Origin of the sequence: Bosea sp. RAC05 (genome assembly GCF_001713455.1) — a bacterium.
In the GTDB taxonomy this organism is placed as follows: Bacteria; Pseudomonadota; Alphaproteobacteria; order Rhizobiales; family Beijerinckiaceae; genus Allobosea.
This window is the reverse complement of record NZ_CP016464.1, coordinates 507,729-527,066: the sequence shown is the minus strand read 5'-3', so window position 1 is coordinate 527,066 and position 19,338 is coordinate 507,729. Positions and strand designations below refer to the sequence as shown.

The following is a 19,338-nucleotide window of genomic DNA, read 5'->3' as shown; positions in this document are numbered from 1 at the left end:
AAAAGCGCTGGATCAACCGTTCACGCCTCGATGCATGCGAGGTGCTCCGCCTTTACGCCCCCACCCCTAACCCCTCCCCACAAGGGTGAGGGGAATAGCCTCACGACGCGAAGAAGACCGTCTCGTTCTCGCCCTGCAGATGGACATCGAAGCGGAAGCTGCCGTCAGGCTGGCTCGTCGCGATCAGTGTGTGGCGCCGCTCGGCCGGCACCAGCGCCAGCACCGGATCGGCGGCATTTGCCGCTTCGCCTTCGAAATAGATCCGCGTCGTCAGCCGGGTGAGGAGGCCGCGGGCGAAGACGGAGAGCGAGAGATGCGGCGCCTGCATCGTCCCGTCCGGTGCGGCGACAGGGCCGGGGCGGATGGTCTCGATCTGGAACGTGCCCTCGGCGGTCGCCTCGATGCGGCCGAAGCCGGTGAATCCGGCATTGCCGGCGGCGTTGTAGCGGCCCTGCGCGTCGGCCTGCCAGGTTTCGAGCATGGCGTCTCCCACCGGGGCGCCGTCGCCGTCATAGACCGTGCCGACAATGCGGATGCGCTCGCCGGCGACACCCTCGGCCGCGACGGTCCCGGTGGCGAGCTCGCTGCCGCCATAGGCGCGCGGTGTCAGCGCATAGGCGAAGAAGGGGCCGATGGTCTGCGACGGCGTGATGCCGAGGGGGGCCTGGGCCGTTTGCGGATCAATGCTCATGCGGTTCCTCCACCGGCGTCGCGTTGCGGCCGCGCAGGACGATGTCGAACTGGTAGCCGAGCGCCCATTCCGGCTCGGTCGTGGCGAGGTCGAAGCGCGAGACGAGCCGATCGCGCACCTGAGCGTCGGTGATCGACTGGAAGATCGGATCGTATTGGAACAGCGGATCGCCCGGGAAATACATCTGGGTGATCACCCGCGACAGGAAGCTCGGCCCGAAGAGCGAGAAATGGATATGGGCCGGGCGCCAGGCATTGTGATGGTTGCGCCAGGGATAGGCGCCGGGCTTGACCGTGACGAAGCGGTAGCGCCCTTCGGCATCCGTCAGGGCCCGGCCGGCCCCGGTGAAGTTGGGATCGAGCGGCGCCGGATGCTGGTCGCGGACATGGACATAGCGCCCGGCCGCATTGGCCTGCCAGATCTCGATCAGCGTATGCGGCACCGGCCGGCCGTCCTCGTCGAGCACGCGGCCCGAGACGATGATGCGTTCGCCCAGCGGTTCGCCGACATGCTGGCGGGTCAGGTCGGAATCCCCCGCAGCGACCGCCGAATGGCCGAAGACCGGGCCGGTCGTCTCCGAGAGGGTGTGGGGCAGCAGGATCAGTGGCTGCGACGGCGCGCGCTTCACCGTCGAGCCATAGGCCGGCGAGGCGTTCGCCGGATGCGCAGCCAGGCTCTCGCGGGGATAGATCAGGCTCATGCCGCCACTCCATGGGCTTGCTTGGTGCGGATGTGGAGATCGCGCAGCACCGACAATTCCTGTTCGGTCGCAGCCGGCGTTTCCGCGACGTCGGGCGCGAAGCGCAGCGGCCAGCCGCAACCGGCCTGGACCTGCTCGCGCGTCACGCCCGGATGCAGCGAGACGACGGTGAGTTCCGCGGTTTGCGGATCCGGCTCCAGCACGCAGAGATCAGTCATCACCTTGGTCGGACCCTTCGTCTTCAGGCCGAGCGCGGCGCGGTCACCCTTGCCCTTGCCGTGGCCGAAGGAGGTGATGAAGGGCAGCCTGTCGACGAAGGCGCGGGTGCCCATCGCCATGGTGATGAAGATCTGGCCGCAATTGCTGGCGATCTCGGGCGCGCCGCCGCCGCCGGGCAGCCTCACTTTCGGAGCGTCGTAGGGGCCGACGACCGTGGTGTTGAGATTGGCGAAGCGGTCGATCTGCGCGCCGCCGAGGAAGCCGATGGTGATGCGCCCGCCCTGGAGCCAGTAGCGGAACATCTCGGGCACCGCGACGGTGGTCAGCGCGGTGTCGCAGAGCTCGCCGTCGCCGATCGAGAGCGGCAGCACGCTGGGCCGCGTCGAGAGCGTGCCGGATTCGTAGATCAGCGTGATCTTCGGCGCATGGGTGAGGCGGGCGAGGTTGCAGGCGGCCGAGGGCGCGCCGATGCCGACGAAGCAGACGTCCTGGTTCGTCAGCAGGCGCGCCGCCGCGATGGTCATCATTTCGGTCGGGGTCGCGGTCATCAGGCTGCCTCCCTCTGCGGCTGCGCATGGCGGGCGAAGGCATCAGGCCCCTTTTCCAGCACGTTTTCCTTGATCCAGGCCAAGAAGGTCTCGCGCTCGCGGGCGATCTTGTCCCAGGCGATGTAGAAATCGTTGGCCCGCTTGTAATAGCCATGGGCATAGGACGGGTAGGCGCCGCCCGGCACACGGGCGATTGTCGTGACGGCCCAGGAGGGCAGGATCACCGCGTTGGCGTTGCGCGGGCCGAAATCGTCGACGATCTCCTCGACGGTGACGAGCGAGCGCTTCGCCGCCAGGACCGCCTCCTTCTGCACGCCGACGATGCCCTCGAGCAGGACATTGCCCTCGCGATCGGCCTTCAGCGCATGAATGATCGCCGCATCGGGGCGGATCGCCGGCACCGTCGCCAGCACCTCGCCGGTATAGGGGCAGGTGACCGAGCGGATCTGCGGATTGACGCTCGGCAGATCGACGCCCTTGTATCCGCGGAAGACGGCGAAGGGCAGGTTGGCCGCGCCCGCCTCATAGGCGTTGGCCATGGCGGCGTGGCTGTGCTCCTCGATCTCGAGCCGGTGCGGCCAGCCGTTCTCGACCGCGTCGCGGAAGCGATGCAGCGAGCCGACGCCGGGATTGCCGCCCCAGGAGAAGATCAGCTTTTCGGCGCAGCCGGTGCCGATCAGCTGGTCGTAGATCAGGTCCGGCGTCATCCGGATCAGCGTCAGGCGGCGCTTGCCCTGACGGATCGTCTCATGCCCCGCCGCATGGGGGATCAGATGGGTGAAGCCTTCCATCGCGACGGAACAGCCATCGCTCAGGACCGCCTCGATTCCCTGCGAGAGGGAGACGAATTCCGCCACCTTGACATCTCCTCATAATGTGCGTTTATCGCACAACGTTTTCAAATTCGAACTTTATGATCTGGCAGGCGGGTGGTCAAGGATGACGGAAGAGGCGCCGGACCGTGACCATATGGCGGCCCTCGAAAAGGGGCTGGCGGTGATCGAGTGCTTCGACGCCGCGCATGACAAGCTGACCATCGCCGACGTCGCGCGCGCAACCGAGCTGTCGCGCGCCGCCGCACGGCGCTGCCTGCTGACCCTCGCCAAAATCGGCTATGCCGAGTTCGACGGCAAGTTCTTCCGGCTGACCCCGCGCGTGCTGCGGCTCGGCCACGCCTGGCTGGCCTCAGCCGCCCTGCCCCAGCTCGTCCAGCCCTTCCTCGAGCGTCTCTCCGAGGAGACGCATGAATCCTCCTCCGCCTCGCTGCTGGACGGGCACGAGATCGTCTACATCGCGCGCTCGGCGCAGCGACGGATCATGTCCGTCGGGCTCTCGGTCGGCACGAGGCTGCCGGCCTTCTGCACCTCGATGGGCCGGGTGCTGCTGGCCGCGCGCGACCCCGCAGACGCCCGCGCGCGCATCCTGGCGGGCCGGCCCCGGGCCCTGACGCCGCACACCGTCACCGACCCCGACCGGCTGGCGGAGATCCTGGCAGCGGTGCGGGCGCAGGGCTACTGCATCGTCGACCAGGAACTCGAACTCGGGCTGATCTCGATCGCCATGCCGCTCATCAACACGCGCGGCGAGGTGATCGCCGCCTTCAACCTCTCCGGCCAGGTCCAGCGCAGCTCAGCGGAGGAGATGGCGGAGCGCTTCCTGCCCGGCATGCGCCAGCTCCAGGCGCTGCTGCGCCCGCTGGTCAGCTGAGGACGACACCATGCTGGAGCTGAAGGCAGGGCCGCTGCGGGCCAGCATCCATCCCGAGATCGGCGGCCTCATCGCCGCGCTGGAGTGGCAGGGGCGGGATGGGCGCCTGCATCCGCTGCTGCGGGCGCCGGCGGGTCTGGCGCCCTCGACCGCCGCCCCCAACCGGATGGGGAGCTGGGCGATGGCGCCCTTCGCCAATTGTGCCTTCGACCGCATCATCGACGATGGCGCGCAGCGCATCGCACTACCGGACAACCGGCTGGGCGGCGGGCACTGCATTCATGGCTTCGGCTGGGAGTCGGACTGGGTCGTACTCGGCCATACCGCCGGCCATACCGTGCTGGAACACCGACGCGAGGCCGGTCCCGACCCGTATCGCTACCGGGTGACCCAGACAATCGCGCTGGATGAGGCCGGTCTGACCGTCAAACTCGCGCTGACCAACGAGGCGGACCAGGCCCTACCCTACGGCCTTGGTCATCACCCCTGGTTTCCCGCGGCGCCGGATACGCGGCTGCAGATGACGGCTCGCGGGGCGCTACTGTTCGGCGGCGAGGGCTATCGCGCCACCGGCTCCCGCCTCCTCGACGGCGGCGGGCCCTATGCGGAGGGCGCCGTCTTCGCGACGGGCGGCGAGGTCGCCTGGAGTTTTCTCGGCTGGGACGGGACGGCGCGGATCGAGACGCCCTCGACCGGGCTCGCGATCGTGCTGACGGCGAGCGAGAGCCTGCGCTGCCCGGTGGTCTGGGCGCCGCCGGGCGCGGATTTCCTCTGCGTCGAGCCGCAGAGCCACGCCATCGGCTCGCCGAGCGAGAGGGCGGCGCGCGAGGTGGCCCCGCTGACGCGGCTGGCTCCGGGCGAGACGCTGGAAGGCTGGCTGCGGATTGCGCCGGAGGCTCTGTGAGCCTGGCTCAGCGCCAGCGCGGACCGGTCTGATAATAGCGCTGCAGGTCGTAGGGCTGGTAGCCATAGGCGCCGGCCGGCAGGGCGGGACGCAGGAGGATCTGCTCGCGGGCGGCATCCCAGTTCGGCGCCTTGCGCTGCTGGGCGACCGCCGATGACGGCTTGCTCTTGGCCTTGGCGATCTTGGCCTTGCTGCCGCCCGAGGCCTTGGCGAATTGCGAGAGATTGTCGGGCGCGGCGCCATTCAGCGCGATGCGCGTCTGACTGGACCCATGCTTCTTGACCAGAGCGAAGAGCTTGGCCGCGTTGGCCGGGTGCAGGCGGATGCAGCCATGCGAGGCCGGACGCCCGAGCGCGCCAACCGCAGTCGTGCCATGGATGGCATAGCCGCCGCGGAAGAACACGGCATGGGGCATCGCCCCACCATATTTGCGCGAATACCAGTTCTTCTCCAGGCGAGTCGGGCGGTAGACGCCGTTGGGCGTGCGATAGCCCTTGCGGCCCGAGGAGATCGCCCAGTTGTAGCTCTCGCCGTCCGTGGTGGTGACCTGGATGCGCTGGGCGGCGATGTCGACGCGGACATCGACGCCGGCCTGGGCCGAGGCGACGCCGACGAGCGACAGGAGGACAGCGGCCAGCAGGCCGTACATGCGACGCATCACACCACTCCGAAAACACGCAACCGCTGAACGCCTCGGCCTTGTCCTGCGTCCGGGATCGGGCCCGGAGCGTCGGCCATTGCCGATCAGCAAACGCCGACGCCCGGCGCTTGTAAAGCGCGCAGCCGAAATGTGGTTTCCGGACCGGCCCCACCGGACGCTCCCGCGGCTTTGCGGGGAGCGGCGGCGGGTGTAGCAGGAGGCGTCGCATTCCTCCCGACCTCCCGCCTTCCCGGGTCTCCATGCTCGACATGCTCCTGCCGGCCGGCGTCGCGCCCGCCATCGCGCTGCTGCTGATCGCCGTCAGCTTCATGACCTCGGCCTTCACCGCCGCCTTCGGCATCGGCGGCGGGGTGGCGATGCTGGGTGCGCTCGCCGGCACGGTGCCGCCCTCCGTGGTCATCGCCGTCCACGGACTGGTGCAGGTCGGCTCCAATGTCGGGCGCACCTATGTGCAGCGGGCGCATGCGCTCTGGCCGCTGGTGGCGCGCTTCACCGCGGGCTCCGTGATCGGGGCGCTGATCGGGGCGCTGCTGGTGGTGGAATTGCCGGAGCGCATCCTGCTCGGCCTGCTCGGTGCCTTCATCCTCGTCATGACCTGGCTGCCGAAGCCGCGCATTCCCGGGCTGGCCTCGAGCGGGCTGGTGATCGGCGGCGGCCTCTCGACCATCATCACCATGTTCGTCGGCGCGACCGGGCCCTTCGTGCAGGCGCTGCTGCTGCCGCTCAAGCTGGAGAAGCGCCAGCTGATCGCGACCCATGCGGCCTGCACGACGATCCAGCATCTGCTCAAGGTCTTCGCCTTCGGGGCGCTGGGCTTTTCCTTCTCGGACTGGCTGCCGCTGATCGGAGCGATGATCGTCTCGGGCTTCGCCGGAACGATGCTGGGGACAAAGCTGCTGGAGCGCCTCCCCGAGCGCTGGTTCGCCATCGCGATCAAGGCGATCCTGACCGTCGTCGGCATCGACCTGCTGCGCCGCGCCGCCGGCTTCTGAGCCGGCGGGCCGGTTCGAGCGGCGCCGCACCGGTGGGACGGGTGGTGCCGCGAGGGTGACGGCGGGGCCGAAATCCGGCATAGGCTCGCGCCAGCCCTCCCGGACGCCGGCTTCGCCATGCTCAAGACCCGCATCATCCCCTGCCTCGACGTCAAGGACGGCCGCGTCGTCAAGGGCGTGCAGTTCCTCGATCTCGTCGATGCGGGCGACCCCGTCGAGGCCGCCAAGGCCTATGATGCGGCGGGCGCCGACGAGCTCTGCTTCCTCGACATCACCGCCAGCCACGAGGACCGCGGCATCCTGTTCGACGTGGTGACGCGGACGGCGGAAGCCTGCTTCATGCCGCTGACGGTGGGCGGCGGCGTGCGCAAGGTCGAGGACATCCGCGGGCTTTTGCTGGCGGGCGCCGACAAGGTCTCGATCAACACCGCCGCCGTGACCAACCGGCAGTTCGTCAAGCAGGCGGCCGAGAAGTTCGGCGACCAGTGCATCGTGGTGGCGATCGACGCCAAGCAGGTGTCACCCGAGCGCTGGGAGATCTTCACCCATGGCGGGCGCAACCCGACGGGGCTGGAGGCGGTGGCCTTCGCGCAGGAGGTCGTCTCGCTGGGCGCCGGCGAGCTGCTGGTGACCTCGATGGACCGCGACGGCACCAAGGTCGGCTATGATCTCGGCCTCACCCGCGCGATCGCGGATGCGGTCAGCGTCCCGGTGATCGCGTCGGGCGGCGTCGGCGATCTCGACGATCTCGTCAACGGCGTGCGCGAGGGCCATGCCTCGGCCGTGCTCGCGGCCTCGATCTTCCATTTCGGCACCTACACGATCCCGCAGGCCAAGGCGCATATGGCGCAGGCGGGCCTGGCGATGCGGCTGGACTGAGCGATGACCTTCACCCTCTCCGATCTCGAAGCCCGCATCGCCGAGCGCGCCGCCGCCGCCCCGGACGAATCCTGGACGGCCAAGCTGCTGGCGGCCGGGCCCGAGCGCTGCGCCAAGAAGTTCGGCGAGGAGGCGGTCGAGGCCGTGATCGCCGCCGTCAAGGGCGACCGGGACGAGCTGATCGCGGAAAGCGCGGACGTGCTCTATCATCTCTTGGTTGTACTGAAGGCCCGCGATGTTGCATTGCAGGACGTGTTGAGCCAGCTTGAGGCCCGTACCGTGCGCTCCGGTCTGGCGGAGAAAGCCGCACGCCCCCGTTGACGAGTCGAGGCTAGTCCTGCGTTGAACCTCGAAGCCTGGATAGCGGGCCGCCCCATGGACCAGCGCGCGATGCCCGCCCCGGCCCTTCCCGAACTCGATTCGCCCTATCGCAGCTTCACCCGCGACGAGTGGGCGCATTTGCGCGCCGACACGCCGCTGACGCTGTCGGTCGACGACCTGACCAAGCTGCAGTCGATCAACGACCCGATCTCGCTCGACGAGATCGTGGCGATCTACCTGCCGCTGTCGCGGCTTCTCTCGCTTTATGTCGCGGCGACGCAGGGACTGTTCAAGGCCACGCAGCGCTTCCTGCTGGCAGAGGCCGAGGTCAAGGTGCCCTACATCATCGGCGTGGCGGGCTCGGTCGCGGTCGGCAAGTCGACCACGGCGCGCGTGCTCAAGGCGCTGCTCTCGCGCTGGCCCAACACGCCCAAGGTCGAGCTCGTCACCACCGACGGCTTTCTTCTGCCCAATGCCGAACTCGAGCGGCGCGGGCTGATGCAGCGCAAGGGCTTTCCCGAGAGCTATGACGGCTCGGCGATCCTGCGCTTCCTCTCCGACGTCAAGGCCGGCAAGCCGCAGGTCAAGGCGCCGGTCTATTCTCACCTCGTCTATGACGTGGTGCCGGGCGAGAGCGTCACGGTCGAGCGGCCGGACATCCTGATCCTCGAGGGGCTGAACGTGCTGCAGCCGAGCCGGATGCCGAAGGACGGCACCGTCATTCCCTTCGTCTCGGACTATTTCGACTTCTCGGTCTATCTCGACGCCGACGAGAACGACCTGCACCGCTGGTACGTCAACCGCTTCATGACGCTGCGCCAGACCGCCTTCCGCGACCCGCGCTCCTTCTTCCGCAAATATGCGGAGATCGGCGAGGACGAGGCGCTGTCGATCGCCGAGGACCTCTGGACCGGCATCAATCTGCCGAATCTGCAGGAGAACATCCTGCCGACCCGCCAGCGCGCCAGCCTGATCCTGACCAAGGGGGCGAGCCACCGGATCCAGCAGGTCGCGCTGCGGCGGCTCTAGGGCGATGGCGCTGGACGCAACCCAGACCCGCTTTTTCGACATGCCGCGCTGATGGAGGCCTTCTGGTCGCTGGCCGGAATGGCGGGAGCGGCCTTCGTCGCCGCGACGCTGCTGCCGGCCCAGTCGGAGGCCGTCTATCTCGGGATCCTGGCGGCGAGGAGCGCCGATCCGCTCGCGCTGTTCGTCGTCGCCAGCCTCGCCAACACGGCCGGTTCTGTCGTGAACTGGTGGCTGGGACGTCTCATCGCGCGTCATGGCGTCGAGAAACTGCCGCAGCGCCTGCGGCCGGACCCGCTCCGCTTCCGGCAGGCCCAGGGCTGGTTTTCACGATTTGGCTGGCCCTCGCTGCTCTTCGCCTGGCTGCCGCTCGCCGGCGACCCGCTGACCTTCGTGGCGGGCACCCTCAATTTCCCACTGGGACGCTTTATTCTGCTGGTCCTGGCGGGCAAGGCAGGCCGATATGCGATGCTCTGGGCGGGCTGGACAGCGCTGACCTAAGGTCATAACGCAACCTGTGCGGCGTTGCGCGGCGTGTCGGCACAGGCTACCAGCGGGCGCCCATTTCTGGAGATCTGATCATGAGCATCAAGCGCATCGCCGTCGGCCCGCGCATGTCCAAGGCCGTCGTCCATGGCGACACCGTCTATCTGGCGGGCCAGGTCGCCGACAAGGCGGCGGGCAAGAGCGTCGCCGAGCAGACCGCGGACATCCTCGGCATCATCGACGGGCTGCTGGCCGAGGCCGGCACCGACAAGAGCAAGCTGCTGATGGTCAACATCTGGCTCTCCGACATGTCGACCTTCGCCGAGATGAACGGCGTCTGGGACAAGTGGGTGATCGCCGGCCAGACGCCGGGCCGTGCCACGGTCGAGGCCAAGCTCGCCGCGCCGCAGTTCACCGTCGAGATCGCGGTCATCGCCGCGAAGTGACCGCCTGGCGGCCCCGGCCAGCGGGGCCCGTTGGGCATGCTGCGACAGCAGGAGACGGGAGGTGGCCACATGACCTCTCAGGATGACATGTCCGCCATGATCGCGCGGGTCGCGGACCGGCACGACGTGCCGCTCGCGGTGCTGCTCGCCGTCATGGCCAGCCTGGTCAGGAGCGGCGTCCGGCCGAACCTCGCCAGGCTGGAGCAGCTCCTCGGCCGCAAGGCCCGTGAGGTCGTGGCCCTGCGCCGCCGCCTCGACCAGGCAAGTCAGGACGCGGCCGTCGGCGAGGCGCGGCGCAAGGCCGCGCGCGCCCTCGAGAGCGGGCAGTTCCTCGAGGTCGAGCGGGCGCTGGCGCAACTCGAACTGCATTTCTTCGGCGGCATGACCGATCTATCGACGATGCCGTCGGACCGGCGCATCGCCGCCGGCGAAACCCGCAGCGACCGCGCGGCCACCGCCCTGCTCGATCTCACGCCGGCCGCCTGCAAGGAAGCGGCACAGCGCTATGCCGAGGCGGCCGCCATCATCGGTACGGCGAATCTGGATCGCAGCCGCGAGTTCGCCCTGCGCCAGGGCGATTCGCTGGCGCGGATCGGCGAGGATTTCGCCGACCCCGCCGGTTTCGAGGCGGCGATCGCCCATTTCCGAACCCTGCTCTCGCGGCTCGACAACTTCGACGACACCATCGCCTGGGCGACCGCGCAGGAACGCCTGGCGCGCGCGCTGGCGGGGCTGGCGCAACTGACGGGCGACGACAAACGGCTCGACGAGGCGCTCGCCTGCTGCCGCACGGCGCTGGAGGATCTGCGCCACGACCAGGCCCCGCTGCTCTGGCGCGCGCTGAAGATGCGCTTCGGCCGCATCGCCATTCCGCTCGGGGACCTGCGCGAGGACGACGCCCTGCTGGAGGAGGCGGTGTCCTGCCTCGCCACCGCGCTCGCCCGCTGGAGCCGGGACGGCGACGAGGTCCGCTGGCTCGAGGCCGAGCAGCTGATTTCCCGCGGCCGTGCCGCGCTCGGACGGCGCACGAGCGACCTCGCTCTGCTCGAGCGCGCCTTCAACGGCTTCAACCGTGTCGCCAAGACCGTCGACCGCACGCGCGAGCCGCTGCGCTGGGCCGAGTTGCAGGACCAGATGGGCGGGGTTCTGGCCGCCATGGGGGAGCGCTACAGCGAGCCGGTGGTGCTGGAGGAGGCGGTCGCCGCCTTCGGTGCCGCCCTGGAGGAGCGAAGGCGCGAGCGCAGCCCACAGCTCTGGGCGGCGAGCGCCGCCAATCAGGGCCTGGCCTCGATGCAGCTCGCGGCGCGTCGCAAGGATCCGGGCATGGCGCAGCAGGCCTTCATGCAGATCGCCGCCGCCGTCGAGGCGATGCGCGAGGCCGGCCACAGCGCCGATGTCGCCACCCTGCAGAAGAAGCTGGTCCTCGCCGGCAGCCTCGCCGAGGGCATGCGCAAGCGCTGAGGACCTTAGGCCGCCGTGCCGGCCCGGCGCAGATCGGCGAGCCGCTCCAGCGCCGCATCCAGCGTGGCGTCGCGCTTGGCGAAGCAGAAGCGCACCACCGTCCTGACCGCCGCCTGGTCGTAGAAGGCGCTGACCGGGATCGCCGCCACGCCGTTCTCCATCACCAGCTTGCGGCAGAAGGCGACATCGTCGCTCTCGCCCAGCGGCGCGATGTCGACATTGAGGAAATAGGTACCGACGCTCGGCAGCACGCTGAAGCCCAGCCCCGTCAACCCCTGCGCGAACCGGTCCCGCGAGCGCTGGAAGTCGGCCCTCATGCCCTCGAAATAGCCGTCCTCCTTGCCGAGGCCATAGGCCACGGCGGCCTGGAGGTTGGGCGGCGTGGTGAAGGTGATGTACTGATGCGCCTTGGCCAGCACCTTCATCAGCGGCGGCGCGGCCGTCACCAGCCCGACCTTCCAGCCGGTCAGCGAGAAGATCTTGCCGGCCGAGGAGATCTTGACGGTGCGCTCGCGCATGTCGGGGCGCCCGAGCACGGGGACATGCCGCCGGCCGTCGAAGACGACATGCTCCCAGACCTCGTCGCAGATCGCGACCGCGTCATGGCGGATGCAGAAATCGGCGAGGAGATCGAGATCGGCGGCTGAGAAGATCGTCGCCGTCGGGTTCAGCGGGTTGTTGAACAGGACGACCTTCGTGCGCGGCGAGAACGCGGCGGCGAGCGCCTCCTCGCTCAGGCCGAAATGCGGCGGGCGCAGCGTCACGAACTTCGGGATGCCGCCGGCACGGCGCACGAGCGGGACATAGGCATCGTACATCGGCTCGAAGAGCACGACCTCGTCGCCCGGCGAGACCAGCGCCATCAGCGCCCCGGCGATGGCCTCCGTCGCGCCGGAGGTGACCATGATCTCGCTGCCGGGGTCGAGATCGAGCCCCTGCCAGTGCTTGTAATGGGTGGCCGTCGCCTGCCGCAGTTCCGGCAGGCCCATCATCGGCGGATACTGGTTCCAGCCGTCGACGACGGCCTCGGCCGCCTTGCGGCGGACGTCGAGCGGTCCCGGATCGTCCGGGAAGCCCTGGCCGAGATTGACGGCACCCGTCTCGCGGGCGAGCTGCGACATCACCTCGAAGACGCTGGTCGAGAGGGCGGAGAAGATCGGGTTCATCGCGGTTCGTCAGTGCGGCGGGAGGGAGCGTGCTCCGGCGCCTCTACCACGACGGGGCGGCTGGCACACCCTGCGCAGGCACCGGACGTCGTACAAAAAATACCGAATGATGATTGTTGACATTCATCACTGGTCAGTATTTGATGCTCTCAGCCGGTTCACGACGGGCACCTGCTGCGACTTCGCCCCTTTGGCGCAGCGGGAATTGGCGTGAACCGGTGACCCTCCCTTTCCATGCAGCGCATCGCATGGTTGCCGCCCCGGCGGCCGCCGCCTAATCAGGCGCATGGCCTCGCCCCGCACCCCCGCGCTCATGATCCTCGGCACCGGCTCCAATGTGGGCAAGTCGCTGCTCGTCGCGGGCCTCTGCCGCCTCTTCGCCGACCGGGGCCTGACGGTGCGGCCGTTCAAGCCGCAGAACATGTCCAACAACGCCGCCGCCACATCCGCAGGCGAAATCGGGCGGGCACAGGCGCTGCAGGCGCGTGCCGCGCGCATTGCGCCGCATGTCGACATGAACCCGGTGCTGCTGAAGCCCGAGAGCGAAGCCGGCAGCCAGATCATCCTGCAGGGCCGCGTGGCCGGGCATCTCCCCTCGGGGGATTTCGCACGGCGCGGGGATTTCCTGCCGAAGGTGCTGGAAAGCTTCGAGCGGCTCTGCGCGGGGGCCGATCTCGTGCTGGTCGAGGGGGCGGGCTCGCCGGCCGAGACCAATCTGCGGGCGCGCGACATCGCCAATCTCGGCTTCGCCCGCGCCGCCGGCGTGCCGGCCGTCCTCGTCGGCGACATCGATCGCGGCGGGGTCATCGCCAGCCTCGTCGGCACCCATGCCGTCTTGGACGAGGCCGACCGCGCGATGATCCGCGCCTTTGCGGTCAACCGCTTCCGCGGCGAGGTCGCGCTGTTCGCCGACGGGGTGGAGACGATCCGGCGTGCCACCGGCTGGCCCTGCCTGGGCGTCGTGCCCTGGTTCGCGGATGCCGCCCGCCTGCCGGCGGAGGACGGGCTCGACCTGCGCAGCGCGCCGGCCCGGCCCGGCGCGCGGCTCAAGATCGCCGTCCCGGTCCTGCCCGGCATCGCCAATTTCGACGATCTCGACCCGCTCAAGCTGGAACCGGCGATCGACCTCGTGTTGATGCGGCCGGGCCAGGCGCTGCCCGGCGATGCCGGGCTCGTCATCCTGCCCGGCTCGAAGACGACGCTGCGGGACCTCGCGGCGCTGCGGGCGCAGGGGTGGGACATCGACATTCACGCCCATCGCCGGCGCGGCGGCCATGTTCTCGGGCTGTGCGGCGGCTATCAGATGCTCGGGCGCGTGGTGCGCGATCCGCTGGGCCTCGAAGGTCCGGCCGGCGAGGCCCCCGGGCTCGGGCTCCTCGATGTCGAGACGGTTCTGGAAGGCCGCAAGACCGTCCGCGAGACCGGCTTCGTGCATGTCGCCAGCGAGGCCGCCGGCCAGGCCTACGAGATCCATCTCGGGCGGACGGAGGGGGCCGATCGTGCGCGGGCGCCGTTTCGGGTCGACGATCGCGGCGAGGGCGCGGCGAGCCCCGACGGCCGCGTGGTCGGCAGCTATCTCCATGGCGTCTTCGCCTCGGATTCCGTGCGCGCCGCCTGGCTGGCCGCGATCACCGGCGCGCCGCTGTCGTCGGGCACGAACTACGAGGGCGATGTCGAGGCGACGCTGGACCGGCTGGCGGCGCATCTGGCGCGCCATCTCGACATCGAGGCCCTTCTGGCGCTGGCCCATCGGCGCCCCGCGCCGGGCTGACGGGCCTGTCGCCGGAACCGCGCGAAGAGCGGCGCGTTCTCCCCGGCGAGCGCCCCTCTCGCCGCTATCCGGCACCGCCGCTTAATCCAGATCAATGCACGGCAGGCGACGAAGCGGCATGCATTGAAAAAGCTTATTCACCAGAATGTTGACGAATGACGAAATTCGTCATAGCGGTCGATCTCCCATCCATCTCCGCCGACCCAACAGGACAGGCCCCGCACGTGAATCAGCCCGAGCGCGATACGAGGCAGAGCATCGTCGACACGGCCGAGCGCTTCTTCCGCGACATCGGCTACCAGAAGACGACCGTCGCCGACATCGCCAAGTCGCTGCGGATGAGCCCGGCCAATGTCTACCGGTTCTTCGATTCCAAGAAGTCGATCAATGAAGCGGTACTGGCGCGCTTCAAGGGCGAACTGGAGGAGTCGCTGTCGGTGATCATCGCCGAGCCGCGCCCGGCCGGCGCCCGCCTGCGCGACATGCTGCTGACCTCGCACCGGATCAACCAGGCCCGTTTCGCCGACCAGCAGCGCATGCAGGAGATGGTCTGCGCCGCGATGGAGGAGAGCTGGGACGCCATCCTCGGTCATATCGAGCGTTTCGATGCGCTTCTCAGCCGGGTCGTGGCCGAAGGCGTCGCCACCGGCGAGTTCCGCGCGATCGACCCCGTGGCCGCCACGCAATGCATCCGCACGGCGATGATGCGATTCCAGCACCCCCTGCTGATGGCGCAATGCGAGCGCATTCCAGGGCCCTCCGCCGAGGAGATGATCGCGTTCATCATGGCCGCGCTGGAGGCGCCGAAGCCTGCGGGCTGACGGTCCGGCACGTCCGCGCGGCGGCCGCCGCGTTGACAAGCCGCCGAGGGAGCAGGATACCCCGCCCGTCATGGCCCAATCTTCCAAGCAGAGCTTCAAGAAGCTCGCCGTCATCGCCCACGATCTCGTGGCAACGGCGCTCGCGATCTGGCTCGTCTTCGTCATCCGCTTCGAAGGCGTCCAGCTCGAGGAGCATCTGCGCTATCTGCCCCGCTTCCTGCCGGCCTTCGTCGCCTATGGCGGCCTGGTCTACTGGCTGTTCTCGCTCTACCGCTCGAAATGGCGCTTCGCGTCGCTGCCGGACCTGTCGAACATCGTCAAGGCGAGCACGATCCTGACGCTGTCGCTGGTCGTGATCGACTACGTGCTCGTCTCGCCGGATTTCTACGGCGCTTTCTATTTCGGCAAGATCAGCATCGCCCTCTACTGGCTGGTCCAGATCGCCCTGCTCGGCGGTCCGCGGCTGGCCTATCGCTATTTCAAATTCTGGCGGTCGCGCAGCCATGCCGCCCGCGAGGCCTCGCTGCCGGCGCTGCTGCTGGGACGGGGCTTCGAGGTCGAGATGGTGATCCGCGCCATGGAGGCCGGCACGATGCGCCGGCTGCGGCCGGCCGGCATCCTCTCGCCCCGCGCCGACGATCTCGGCCAGACGATCCGCGGCGTGCCCGTACTCGGCCTGCTCTCGCAGATCGAGCAGATCGCCGGAGACGCCGCCGAGCGCGGCGAAGGGTTCCGGCGGATCGTCGCGACTCCGAGCGCGCTCCTGCCGGACGCCGAACCGGACAAGTGGCTGGCGCGGACCCGCAAGCTCGCCCTGCCGATCTCGCGCATCGACAGCCTGGGGGAAGGCGGCGCACGCGATTCCGAGCTCGCCCCGCTCGAAATCGAGGATCTGCTCGTCCGCTCGACGGTCCGGATCGACCGCGAGCGGCTCGGCACCTTCCTGAAGGGCAAGCGCGTCATCGTCACCGGCGGCGGCGGCTCCATCGGCTCCGAGATCTGCCTTCGCTGCGCCGCCTTCGGTGCCGCCGAACTGCTGATCGTCGAGAGTTCGGAGCCCGCCCTCTTCCAGATCACCGAGCAGCTCAGCGTCCAGGAGCATGCCACGGTCGTGTCCGGCGTCCTGGCGGATGTGCGCGACCGGGACCGGATCACGGCCCTGTTCACCGCCTTCGCCCCGGACATCGTGATCCATGCGGCGGCGCTCAAGCATGTGCCCTATCTCGAGGCGGATTGGAGCGAGGGCGTCAAGACCAACATCTTCGGCTCGGTCAACGTCACCGACGCGGCGATCGCGGCCAACGCCAAGATCTTCGTGCTGATCTCGACCGACAAGGCGATCGAGCCCGTCTCGATGCTGGGGGCGACCAAGCGATTCGCCGAGATGTATGCGCAGTCGCGCGACGCCGAGTTCGTCGCGGCCGCCGCCGGCATGCGCCTCGTCGCCGTGCGCTTCGGCAATGTGCTGGGCTCGGTCGGCTCCGTGGTGCCGAAGTTCAAGGCCCAGATCGCGCGCGGCGGGCCGCTGACCGTCACCAGCCCCGACATGATCCGCTATTTCATGACGATCCGCGAGGCCTGCGACCTCGTCCTGACCGCCGCCTCACATGCCCGGCCGGATGGTGTCGAGGCGGAGCGGGCCGCGGTCTATGTGCTGAAGATGGGCCAGCCGGTGCGCATCATGGACCTGGCCGAGCGGATGATCCGCCTCGCCGGCTTCGAGCTGGGCGAGGACATCGAGATCGTCGTGACCGGCGTCAGGCCCGGCGAGCGCATGAACGAGATCCTGTTCGCGCGCGACGAGCCGATGGCGGAGACCGGCCTCGACGGCGTCATGGCGGCCAAGCCCGTCTTCGCCAACCGCGCCCGGCTGCAGGGCTGGCTGGCGCGCCTCGAGGTGGCACTGAAGGCGGATGACCGGACTGCGGCGGATTCGATCCTCGACGAGGCGATCCCCGACTTCAGCCGGCGGCATAGTGCCTCGCCAGGCGACGGAGCGCCGGAACCGTCTCGGCTGGCGGCCGCCAGCCGGCCCTGAGCAGACCCTCGGGCCGCGCCACAAGGCTGCCCCCGAGCTTGGCGAAGGCCTCCTCCCGCCCGGCCAGGCGCGCGCCCCAGCGCAGCAGGCCCGTCGGCACGGCGATCAGCCCCGGCCGCCGGTCGAGGCCGGCCCGCAGGGCGGTCAGGATGCCGGCCACGCCGATCGGCGTCGGATCGGCCAGGGTGAAGGCGCGCCGCACCGGGCATCGCGGCGTCAGGGCGAACAGGACCGCATCGGCCAGGTTCTCGACCGCCAGCAGCGAGCGCGGCGCCGTCAGCGCGCCGAGCGGGAGGGGCAGCGGCAGACGCGCCAGCCGGACCAGCGCCGCCATATTGGCCTTGACCCCCGGCCCGTAGACCAGCACCGGACGCAGCGCCACCCAGTCCATATCGAGACCGGCAAGCCCCTGCTCGGCGGCGAGCTTGGAGCGGCCATAGGCATCGTCGGGCGCAGGCGGATCATCCTCGCGCAGCGGCGGGCCGTCGAACGCCCCCGTCTGCGCCTTGATGGACGAGATGAAGACGAAGCGCGAAACGCCGGCCCGGTACGCCGCCCGGGCGAGGTCGAGCGTCGCCTGCGTGTTGATCCGCCGGTAAAGCGTCTCGTCGAGGCCCGGCCCGGCATGGGCGAGACCGGCGAGGTGGACGACATGCGACACGCCAGCCAGTGCGGCCGTCCAGTCGATGGGCGCAGCGAGATCGCCGGTGACGACGCCCTCGGTTCCCGGCGGTGGCTCGGCCGCGGTTCTCTGGGCGACGCGGACGCGGTATCCGGCCGCCAGCAGAGCCGCGACGACATGGGGGCCGACGAAGCCACCGGCCCCGGTGACGAGTACGCGCTCACCGTTCATGCCGTTCATGCCGAGGCCGCCGGCCGCGCGAAGCGCCGCAGCAGCCGCGCCGTCAGCAGCACAGCCGCGGCCAGACAGGCGAGCTGCGCCCACAGCGCCGGCAGCAGCAGCGTCAGGCCTGCCAGCAGGACGAGGGCGAGATTGAGCCCGGTCACCTGCGTCACCACGGCCAGGACAGCGTGACCGTTCGTCGTCGCCTGCTGGTAGAAATGCGAGCGATGCGCCTCCCAGACGCGCTCCCGCCGCGCCAGCCGGCGCAGCAGCGTCAGCGTGGCGTCGGCGACGGGGTAGAGCGGCAGGATCAGGGCCGCCGCCAGCGCGCCGTTCCCGGCCAGCCGATAGAGCAGATAGGCGCCGAGCAGCCCGATCGGGAGCGAGCCGACATCGCCGAGGAAGAGCCGGGCCACCGGCTTGTTGAAGGGCGCAAACCCGATGAGCCCGCCGCAGAGCGCCGCCGCCAGCGCTCCCGTCGCCGGATCGACGATCCCGAGGGCGCAGGCGAGCGCGAGCGCGCCGGCCAGCGGCACGAAGCCGGCGACGGTGATCCAGTCGAGCCCATCGATGAAGTTCGTCAGGTTCACGAACCAGATGCCGGCGAGCAGAGCGAGCAGACGCTCCACTGCGAGCGGCAGGGCCGCGGGAAACAGCCGGATGTCGGGCGCGGCATAGACGATGGCGACCGCGACGCAGAGCGCCTGCAGCCCGAGGCGCAGGCCGGGCGAGAGCGGGCGGATGTCGTCCCAGGCGCCCACCACGGCGAGGGCGGCGCTCGCCGCCACGACGAAGGCGAGGCTGCCGAGGCCCGGAACCGGCGGCAGGATGGCCAGGGTCAGGCCGAGCGCGGCGAAAAGGCCGCCGAGGACGGCGATTCCGCCGCCCTGGGGCGTGGGGACGCGATGGCTGGAGCGGGCATTGGGCCGTGCCAGCGCATAGCGAACCAGCAGCGGCCGCAGCAGCACGCAGAGCAGCGCCGAGACGGCGGCGGCGACCGCCAGGACCAGAAGGAGAGCGAGGGGCTGGGGCACGATGCAGATGAACCGGAACGATGTCGGGCCATCCCTAGAGCATGACGAAGGTCAGTGGGAGCCCAATCCCGCCCGCGAGGGCGCCGTCGCGCTTGCGCCTTGTCCGAATCGGCACAAAGAGGGAACATGTGGGATGTCCATCATCGATCTCCCCCTGGATCGGGCCCCGCGTCGGCCCGACATCACCCGCAGCGTCTGTCGCGGTGCCGCCCGGCACCTGCGCGAACGCGGCTATGCGACCATCACCGAAATGACCTTCGCCAACGGCCGCCGCGGCGACATCGTGGCGCTGTCTCCTTCAGGCGACCTGCTGGTCGTCGAGGTCAAGTCCGGCATCGAGGATTATCGCATCGACGGCAAATGGCCGGATTATCGCGATTATTGCGATGCCTTTTGCTTCGCCGTGGCGCCGGAGTTCCCGGCCGAGATCCTGCCCGAGGATGTCGGCCTGATCGTCGCGGACGGCTATGGTGGCGCGCTGATCCGCGAGGCACCGCGCCATCCGCTCGCGCCGGCCCGGCGCAAGGCGTTGACCATCGCCTTCGGCCGGCTGGCGGCCGCGCGGCTGGCGGGATGGGAGGATCCTGCCGCGCCGCGATGAGACGGCGAAGCGGGCGCCAGCC

21 protein-coding genes are annotated in these 19,338 nt (G+C 69.6%); 13 read left to right on the top strand and 8 right to left on the bottom strand.

Annotated elements, in window-relative coordinates:
• Positions 1-100 precede the first annotated feature (100 nt).
• From pcaG to BSY19_RS05990, 4 genes are read right to left on the bottom strand one after another with little or no spacing between them, the layout of a single operon-like run.
• Positions 101-691 carry a protocatechuate 3,4-dioxygenase subunit alpha gene (pcaG, locus tag BSY19_RS06005; RefSeq protein WP_069053353.1) on the bottom strand — a complete coding sequence of 197 codons (591 nt, stop codon included), beginning with the start codon at positions 689-691 and terminating at the stop codon, positions 101-103.
• On the bottom strand, positions 681-1,391 hold the full coding sequence (gene pcaH / locus BSY19_RS06000) for a protocatechuate 3,4-dioxygenase subunit beta (protein ID WP_069053352.1): 711 nt from the start codon (positions 1,389-1,391) through the stop codon (positions 681-683). Before pcaH ends, pcaG begins: the two co-directional genes overlap by 11 nt.
• A complete protein-coding gene (locus BSY19_RS05995) occupies positions 1,388-2,161 on the bottom strand; it encodes a CoA-transferase subunit beta (RefSeq protein WP_150129511.1) in 774 nt (257 codons plus the stop codon). The genes pcaH and BSY19_RS05995 overlap by 4 nt, the downstream gene beginning before the upstream one ends.
• On the bottom strand, positions 2,158-3,015 hold the full coding sequence (locus tag BSY19_RS05990; protein WP_069053350.1) for a CoA transferase subunit A: 858 nt from the start codon (positions 3,013-3,015) through the stop codon (positions 2,158-2,160). Before BSY19_RS05990 ends, BSY19_RS05995 begins: the two co-directional genes overlap by 4 nt.
• Positions 3,016-3,097: 82 nt before the next feature.
• Here BSY19_RS05990 and BSY19_RS05985 point away from each other — a divergent pair, with 82 nt between their 5' ends.
• Entirely contained in the window at positions 3,098-3,865 is a 768-nt protein-coding gene (locus BSY19_RS05985) for an IclR family transcriptional regulator domain-containing protein (protein ID WP_069053349.1), read from the top strand.
• 10 nt (positions 3,866-3,875) lie between these two features.
• On the top strand, positions 3,876-4,769 hold the full coding sequence (locus BSY19_RS05980; protein WP_069053348.1) for an aldose epimerase family protein: 894 nt from the start codon (positions 3,876-3,878) through the stop codon (positions 4,767-4,769).
• Between the two features lie 7 nt (positions 4,770-4,776).
• Here BSY19_RS05980 and BSY19_RS05975 read toward each other — a convergent pair whose 3' ends face one another.
• The gene (locus BSY19_RS05975; RefSeq protein ID WP_083247420.1) at positions 4,777-5,427 is read right to left on the bottom strand and encodes a L,D-transpeptidase; all 651 of its coding nucleotides are present in this window, start codon (positions 5,425-5,427) and stop codon (positions 4,777-4,779) included.
• A gap of 242 nt (positions 5,428-5,669) precedes the next feature.
• Between BSY19_RS05975 and BSY19_RS05970 the strand changes: the two genes are divergently transcribed.
• The 7 genes from BSY19_RS05970 (at position 5,670) to BSY19_RS05940 (ending at position 11,041) form a co-directional block, all read left to right on the top strand.
• Positions 5,670-6,422: a sulfite exporter TauE/SafE family protein gene (locus tag BSY19_RS05970; RefSeq protein WP_069053346.1), complete on the top strand. Its 753-nt coding sequence runs from the start codon at positions 5,670-5,672 to the stop codon at positions 6,420-6,422.
• Positions 6,423-6,539: 117 nt separating this feature from the next.
• Positions 6,540-7,301 (top strand): imidazole glycerol phosphate synthase subunit HisF, encoded by a 762-nt coding sequence (gene hisF, locus BSY19_RS05965; RefSeq protein ID WP_069053345.1) that lies wholly within the window; start codon positions 6,540-6,542, stop codon positions 7,299-7,301.
• Between the two features lie 3 nt (positions 7,302-7,304).
• Positions 7,305-7,622, top strand: coding sequence for a phosphoribosyl-ATP diphosphatase (locus tag BSY19_RS05960; protein ID WP_069053344.1), 318 nt, complete (start codon positions 7,305-7,307; stop codon positions 7,620-7,622).
• Between the two features lie 54 nt (positions 7,623-7,676).
• Entirely contained in the window at positions 7,677-8,651 is a 975-nt protein-coding gene (gene coaA, locus BSY19_RS05955; RefSeq protein WP_069053343.1) for a type I pantothenate kinase, read from the top strand.
• Between the two features lie 51 nt (positions 8,652-8,702).
• On the top strand, positions 8,703-9,149 hold the full coding sequence (locus BSY19_RS05950) for a YqaA family protein (RefSeq protein WP_069053342.1): 447 nt from the start codon (positions 8,703-8,705) through the stop codon (positions 9,147-9,149).
• 80 nt (positions 9,150-9,229) lie between these two features.
• Entirely contained in the window at positions 9,230-9,580 is a 351-nt protein-coding gene (locus BSY19_RS05945; protein ID WP_069053341.1) for a RidA family protein, read from the top strand.
• A gap of 69 nt (positions 9,581-9,649) precedes the next feature.
• Positions 9,650-11,041: a hypothetical protein gene (locus BSY19_RS05940; protein WP_069053340.1), complete on the top strand. Its 1,392-nt coding sequence runs from the start codon at positions 9,650-9,652 to the stop codon at positions 11,039-11,041.
• A 5-nt stretch (positions 11,042-11,046) separates the two neighbouring features.
• Here BSY19_RS05940 and BSY19_RS05935 read toward each other — a convergent pair whose 3' ends face one another.
• The gene (locus BSY19_RS05935) at positions 11,047-12,207 is read right to left on the bottom strand and encodes an aminotransferase (protein ID WP_069053339.1); all 1,161 of its coding nucleotides are present in this window, start codon (positions 12,205-12,207) and stop codon (positions 11,047-11,049) included.
• A 286-nt stretch (positions 12,208-12,493) separates the two neighbouring features.
• Between BSY19_RS05935 and BSY19_RS05930 the strand changes: the two genes are divergently transcribed.
• The 3 genes from BSY19_RS05930 (at position 12,494) to BSY19_RS05920 (ending at position 16,837) form a co-directional block, all read left to right on the top strand.
• On the top strand, positions 12,494-13,978 hold the full coding sequence (locus tag BSY19_RS05930) for a cobyric acid synthase (protein WP_069053338.1): 1,485 nt from the start codon (positions 12,494-12,496) through the stop codon (positions 13,976-13,978).
• Positions 13,979-14,202: 224 nt separating this feature from the next.
• Positions 14,203-14,799: a TetR/AcrR family transcriptional regulator gene (locus BSY19_RS05925; RefSeq protein WP_069053337.1), complete on the top strand. Its 597-nt coding sequence runs from the start codon at positions 14,203-14,205 to the stop codon at positions 14,797-14,799.
• Between the two features lie 70 nt (positions 14,800-14,869).
• Complete coding sequence (locus BSY19_RS05920) at positions 14,870-16,837, top strand: nucleoside-diphosphate sugar epimerase/dehydratase (RefSeq protein WP_069053336.1); 1,968 nt, start codon at positions 14,870-14,872, stop codon at positions 16,835-16,837.
• On the opposite strand, the gene BSY19_RS05915 is transcribed toward BSY19_RS05920, so the two are convergent.
• A complete protein-coding gene (locus BSY19_RS05915; protein ID WP_069053335.1) occupies positions 16,761-17,690 on the bottom strand; it encodes an NAD-dependent epimerase/dehydratase family protein in 930 nt (309 codons plus the stop codon). The genes BSY19_RS05920 and BSY19_RS05915 overlap by 77 nt on opposite strands.
• 5 nt (positions 17,691-17,695) lie before the next feature.
• Positions 17,696-18,715 (bottom strand): MraY family glycosyltransferase, encoded by a 1,020-nt coding sequence (locus BSY19_RS05910; protein WP_069053334.1) that lies wholly within the window; start codon positions 18,713-18,715, stop codon positions 17,696-17,698.
• A 133-nt stretch (positions 18,716-18,848) separates the two neighbouring features.
• On the opposite strand from BSY19_RS05910, the gene mmcB reads away from it, so the two are divergent.
• Complete coding sequence (gene mmcB, locus BSY19_RS05905) at positions 18,849-19,316, top strand: DNA repair putative endonuclease MmcB (RefSeq protein WP_269466159.1); 468 nt, start codon at positions 18,849-18,851, stop codon at positions 19,314-19,316.
• Positions 19,317-19,338 lie beyond the last annotated feature (22 nt).

Coding starts and splice junctions, on each gene's coding strand:
- pcaG (WP_069053353.1), bottom strand. CDS start 691: ATGAGCATTGATCCGCAAACGGCCCAGGCCCCCCTCGGCATCACGCCG.
- pcaH (WP_069053352.1), bottom strand. CDS start 1,391: ATGAGCCTGATCTATCCCCGCGAGAGCCTGGCTGCGCATCCGGCGAAC.
- BSY19_RS05985 (WP_069053349.1), top strand. CDS start 3,098: ATGACGGAAGAGGCGCCGGACCGTGACCATATGGCGGCCCTCGAAAAG.
- BSY19_RS05980 (WP_069053348.1), top strand. CDS start 3,876: ATGCTGGAGCTGAAGGCAGGGCCGCTGCGGGCCAGCATCCATCCCGAG.
- BSY19_RS05975 (WP_083247420.1), bottom strand. CDS start 5,427: ATGCGTCGCATGTACGGCCTGCTGGCCGCTGTCCTCCTGTCGCTCGTC.
- BSY19_RS05970 (WP_069053346.1), top strand. CDS start 5,670: ATGCTCGACATGCTCCTGCCGGCCGGCGTCGCGCCCGCCATCGCGCTG.
- hisF (WP_069053345.1), top strand. CDS start 6,540: ATGCTCAAGACCCGCATCATCCCCTGCCTCGACGTCAAGGACGGCCGC.
- BSY19_RS05960 (WP_069053344.1), top strand. CDS start 7,305: ATGACCTTCACCCTCTCCGATCTCGAAGCCCGCATCGCCGAGCGCGCC.
- coaA (WP_069053343.1), top strand. CDS start 7,677: ATGGACCAGCGCGCGATGCCCGCCCCGGCCCTTCCCGAACTCGATTCG.
- BSY19_RS05950 (WP_069053342.1), top strand. CDS start 8,703: ATGGAGGCCTTCTGGTCGCTGGCCGGAATGGCGGGAGCGGCCTTCGTC.
- BSY19_RS05945 (WP_069053341.1), top strand. CDS start 9,230: ATGAGCATCAAGCGCATCGCCGTCGGCCCGCGCATGTCCAAGGCCGTC.
- BSY19_RS05940 (WP_069053340.1), top strand. CDS start 9,650: ATGACCTCTCAGGATGACATGTCCGCCATGATCGCGCGGGTCGCGGAC.
- BSY19_RS05935 (WP_069053339.1), bottom strand. CDS start 12,207: ATGAACCCGATCTTCTCCGCCCTCTCGACCAGCGTCTTCGAGGTGATG.
- BSY19_RS05930 (WP_069053338.1), top strand. CDS start 12,494: ATGGCCTCGCCCCGCACCCCCGCGCTCATGATCCTCGGCACCGGCTCC.
- BSY19_RS05920 (WP_069053336.1), top strand. CDS start 14,870: ATGGCCCAATCTTCCAAGCAGAGCTTCAAGAAGCTCGCCGTCATCGCC.
- BSY19_RS05915 (WP_069053335.1), bottom strand. CDS start 17,690: ATGAACGGTGAGCGCGTACTCGTCACCGGGGCCGGTGGCTTCGTCGGC.
- mmcB (WP_269466159.1), top strand. CDS start 18,849: ATGTCCATCATCGATCTCCCCCTGGATCGGGCCCCGCGTCGGCCCGAC.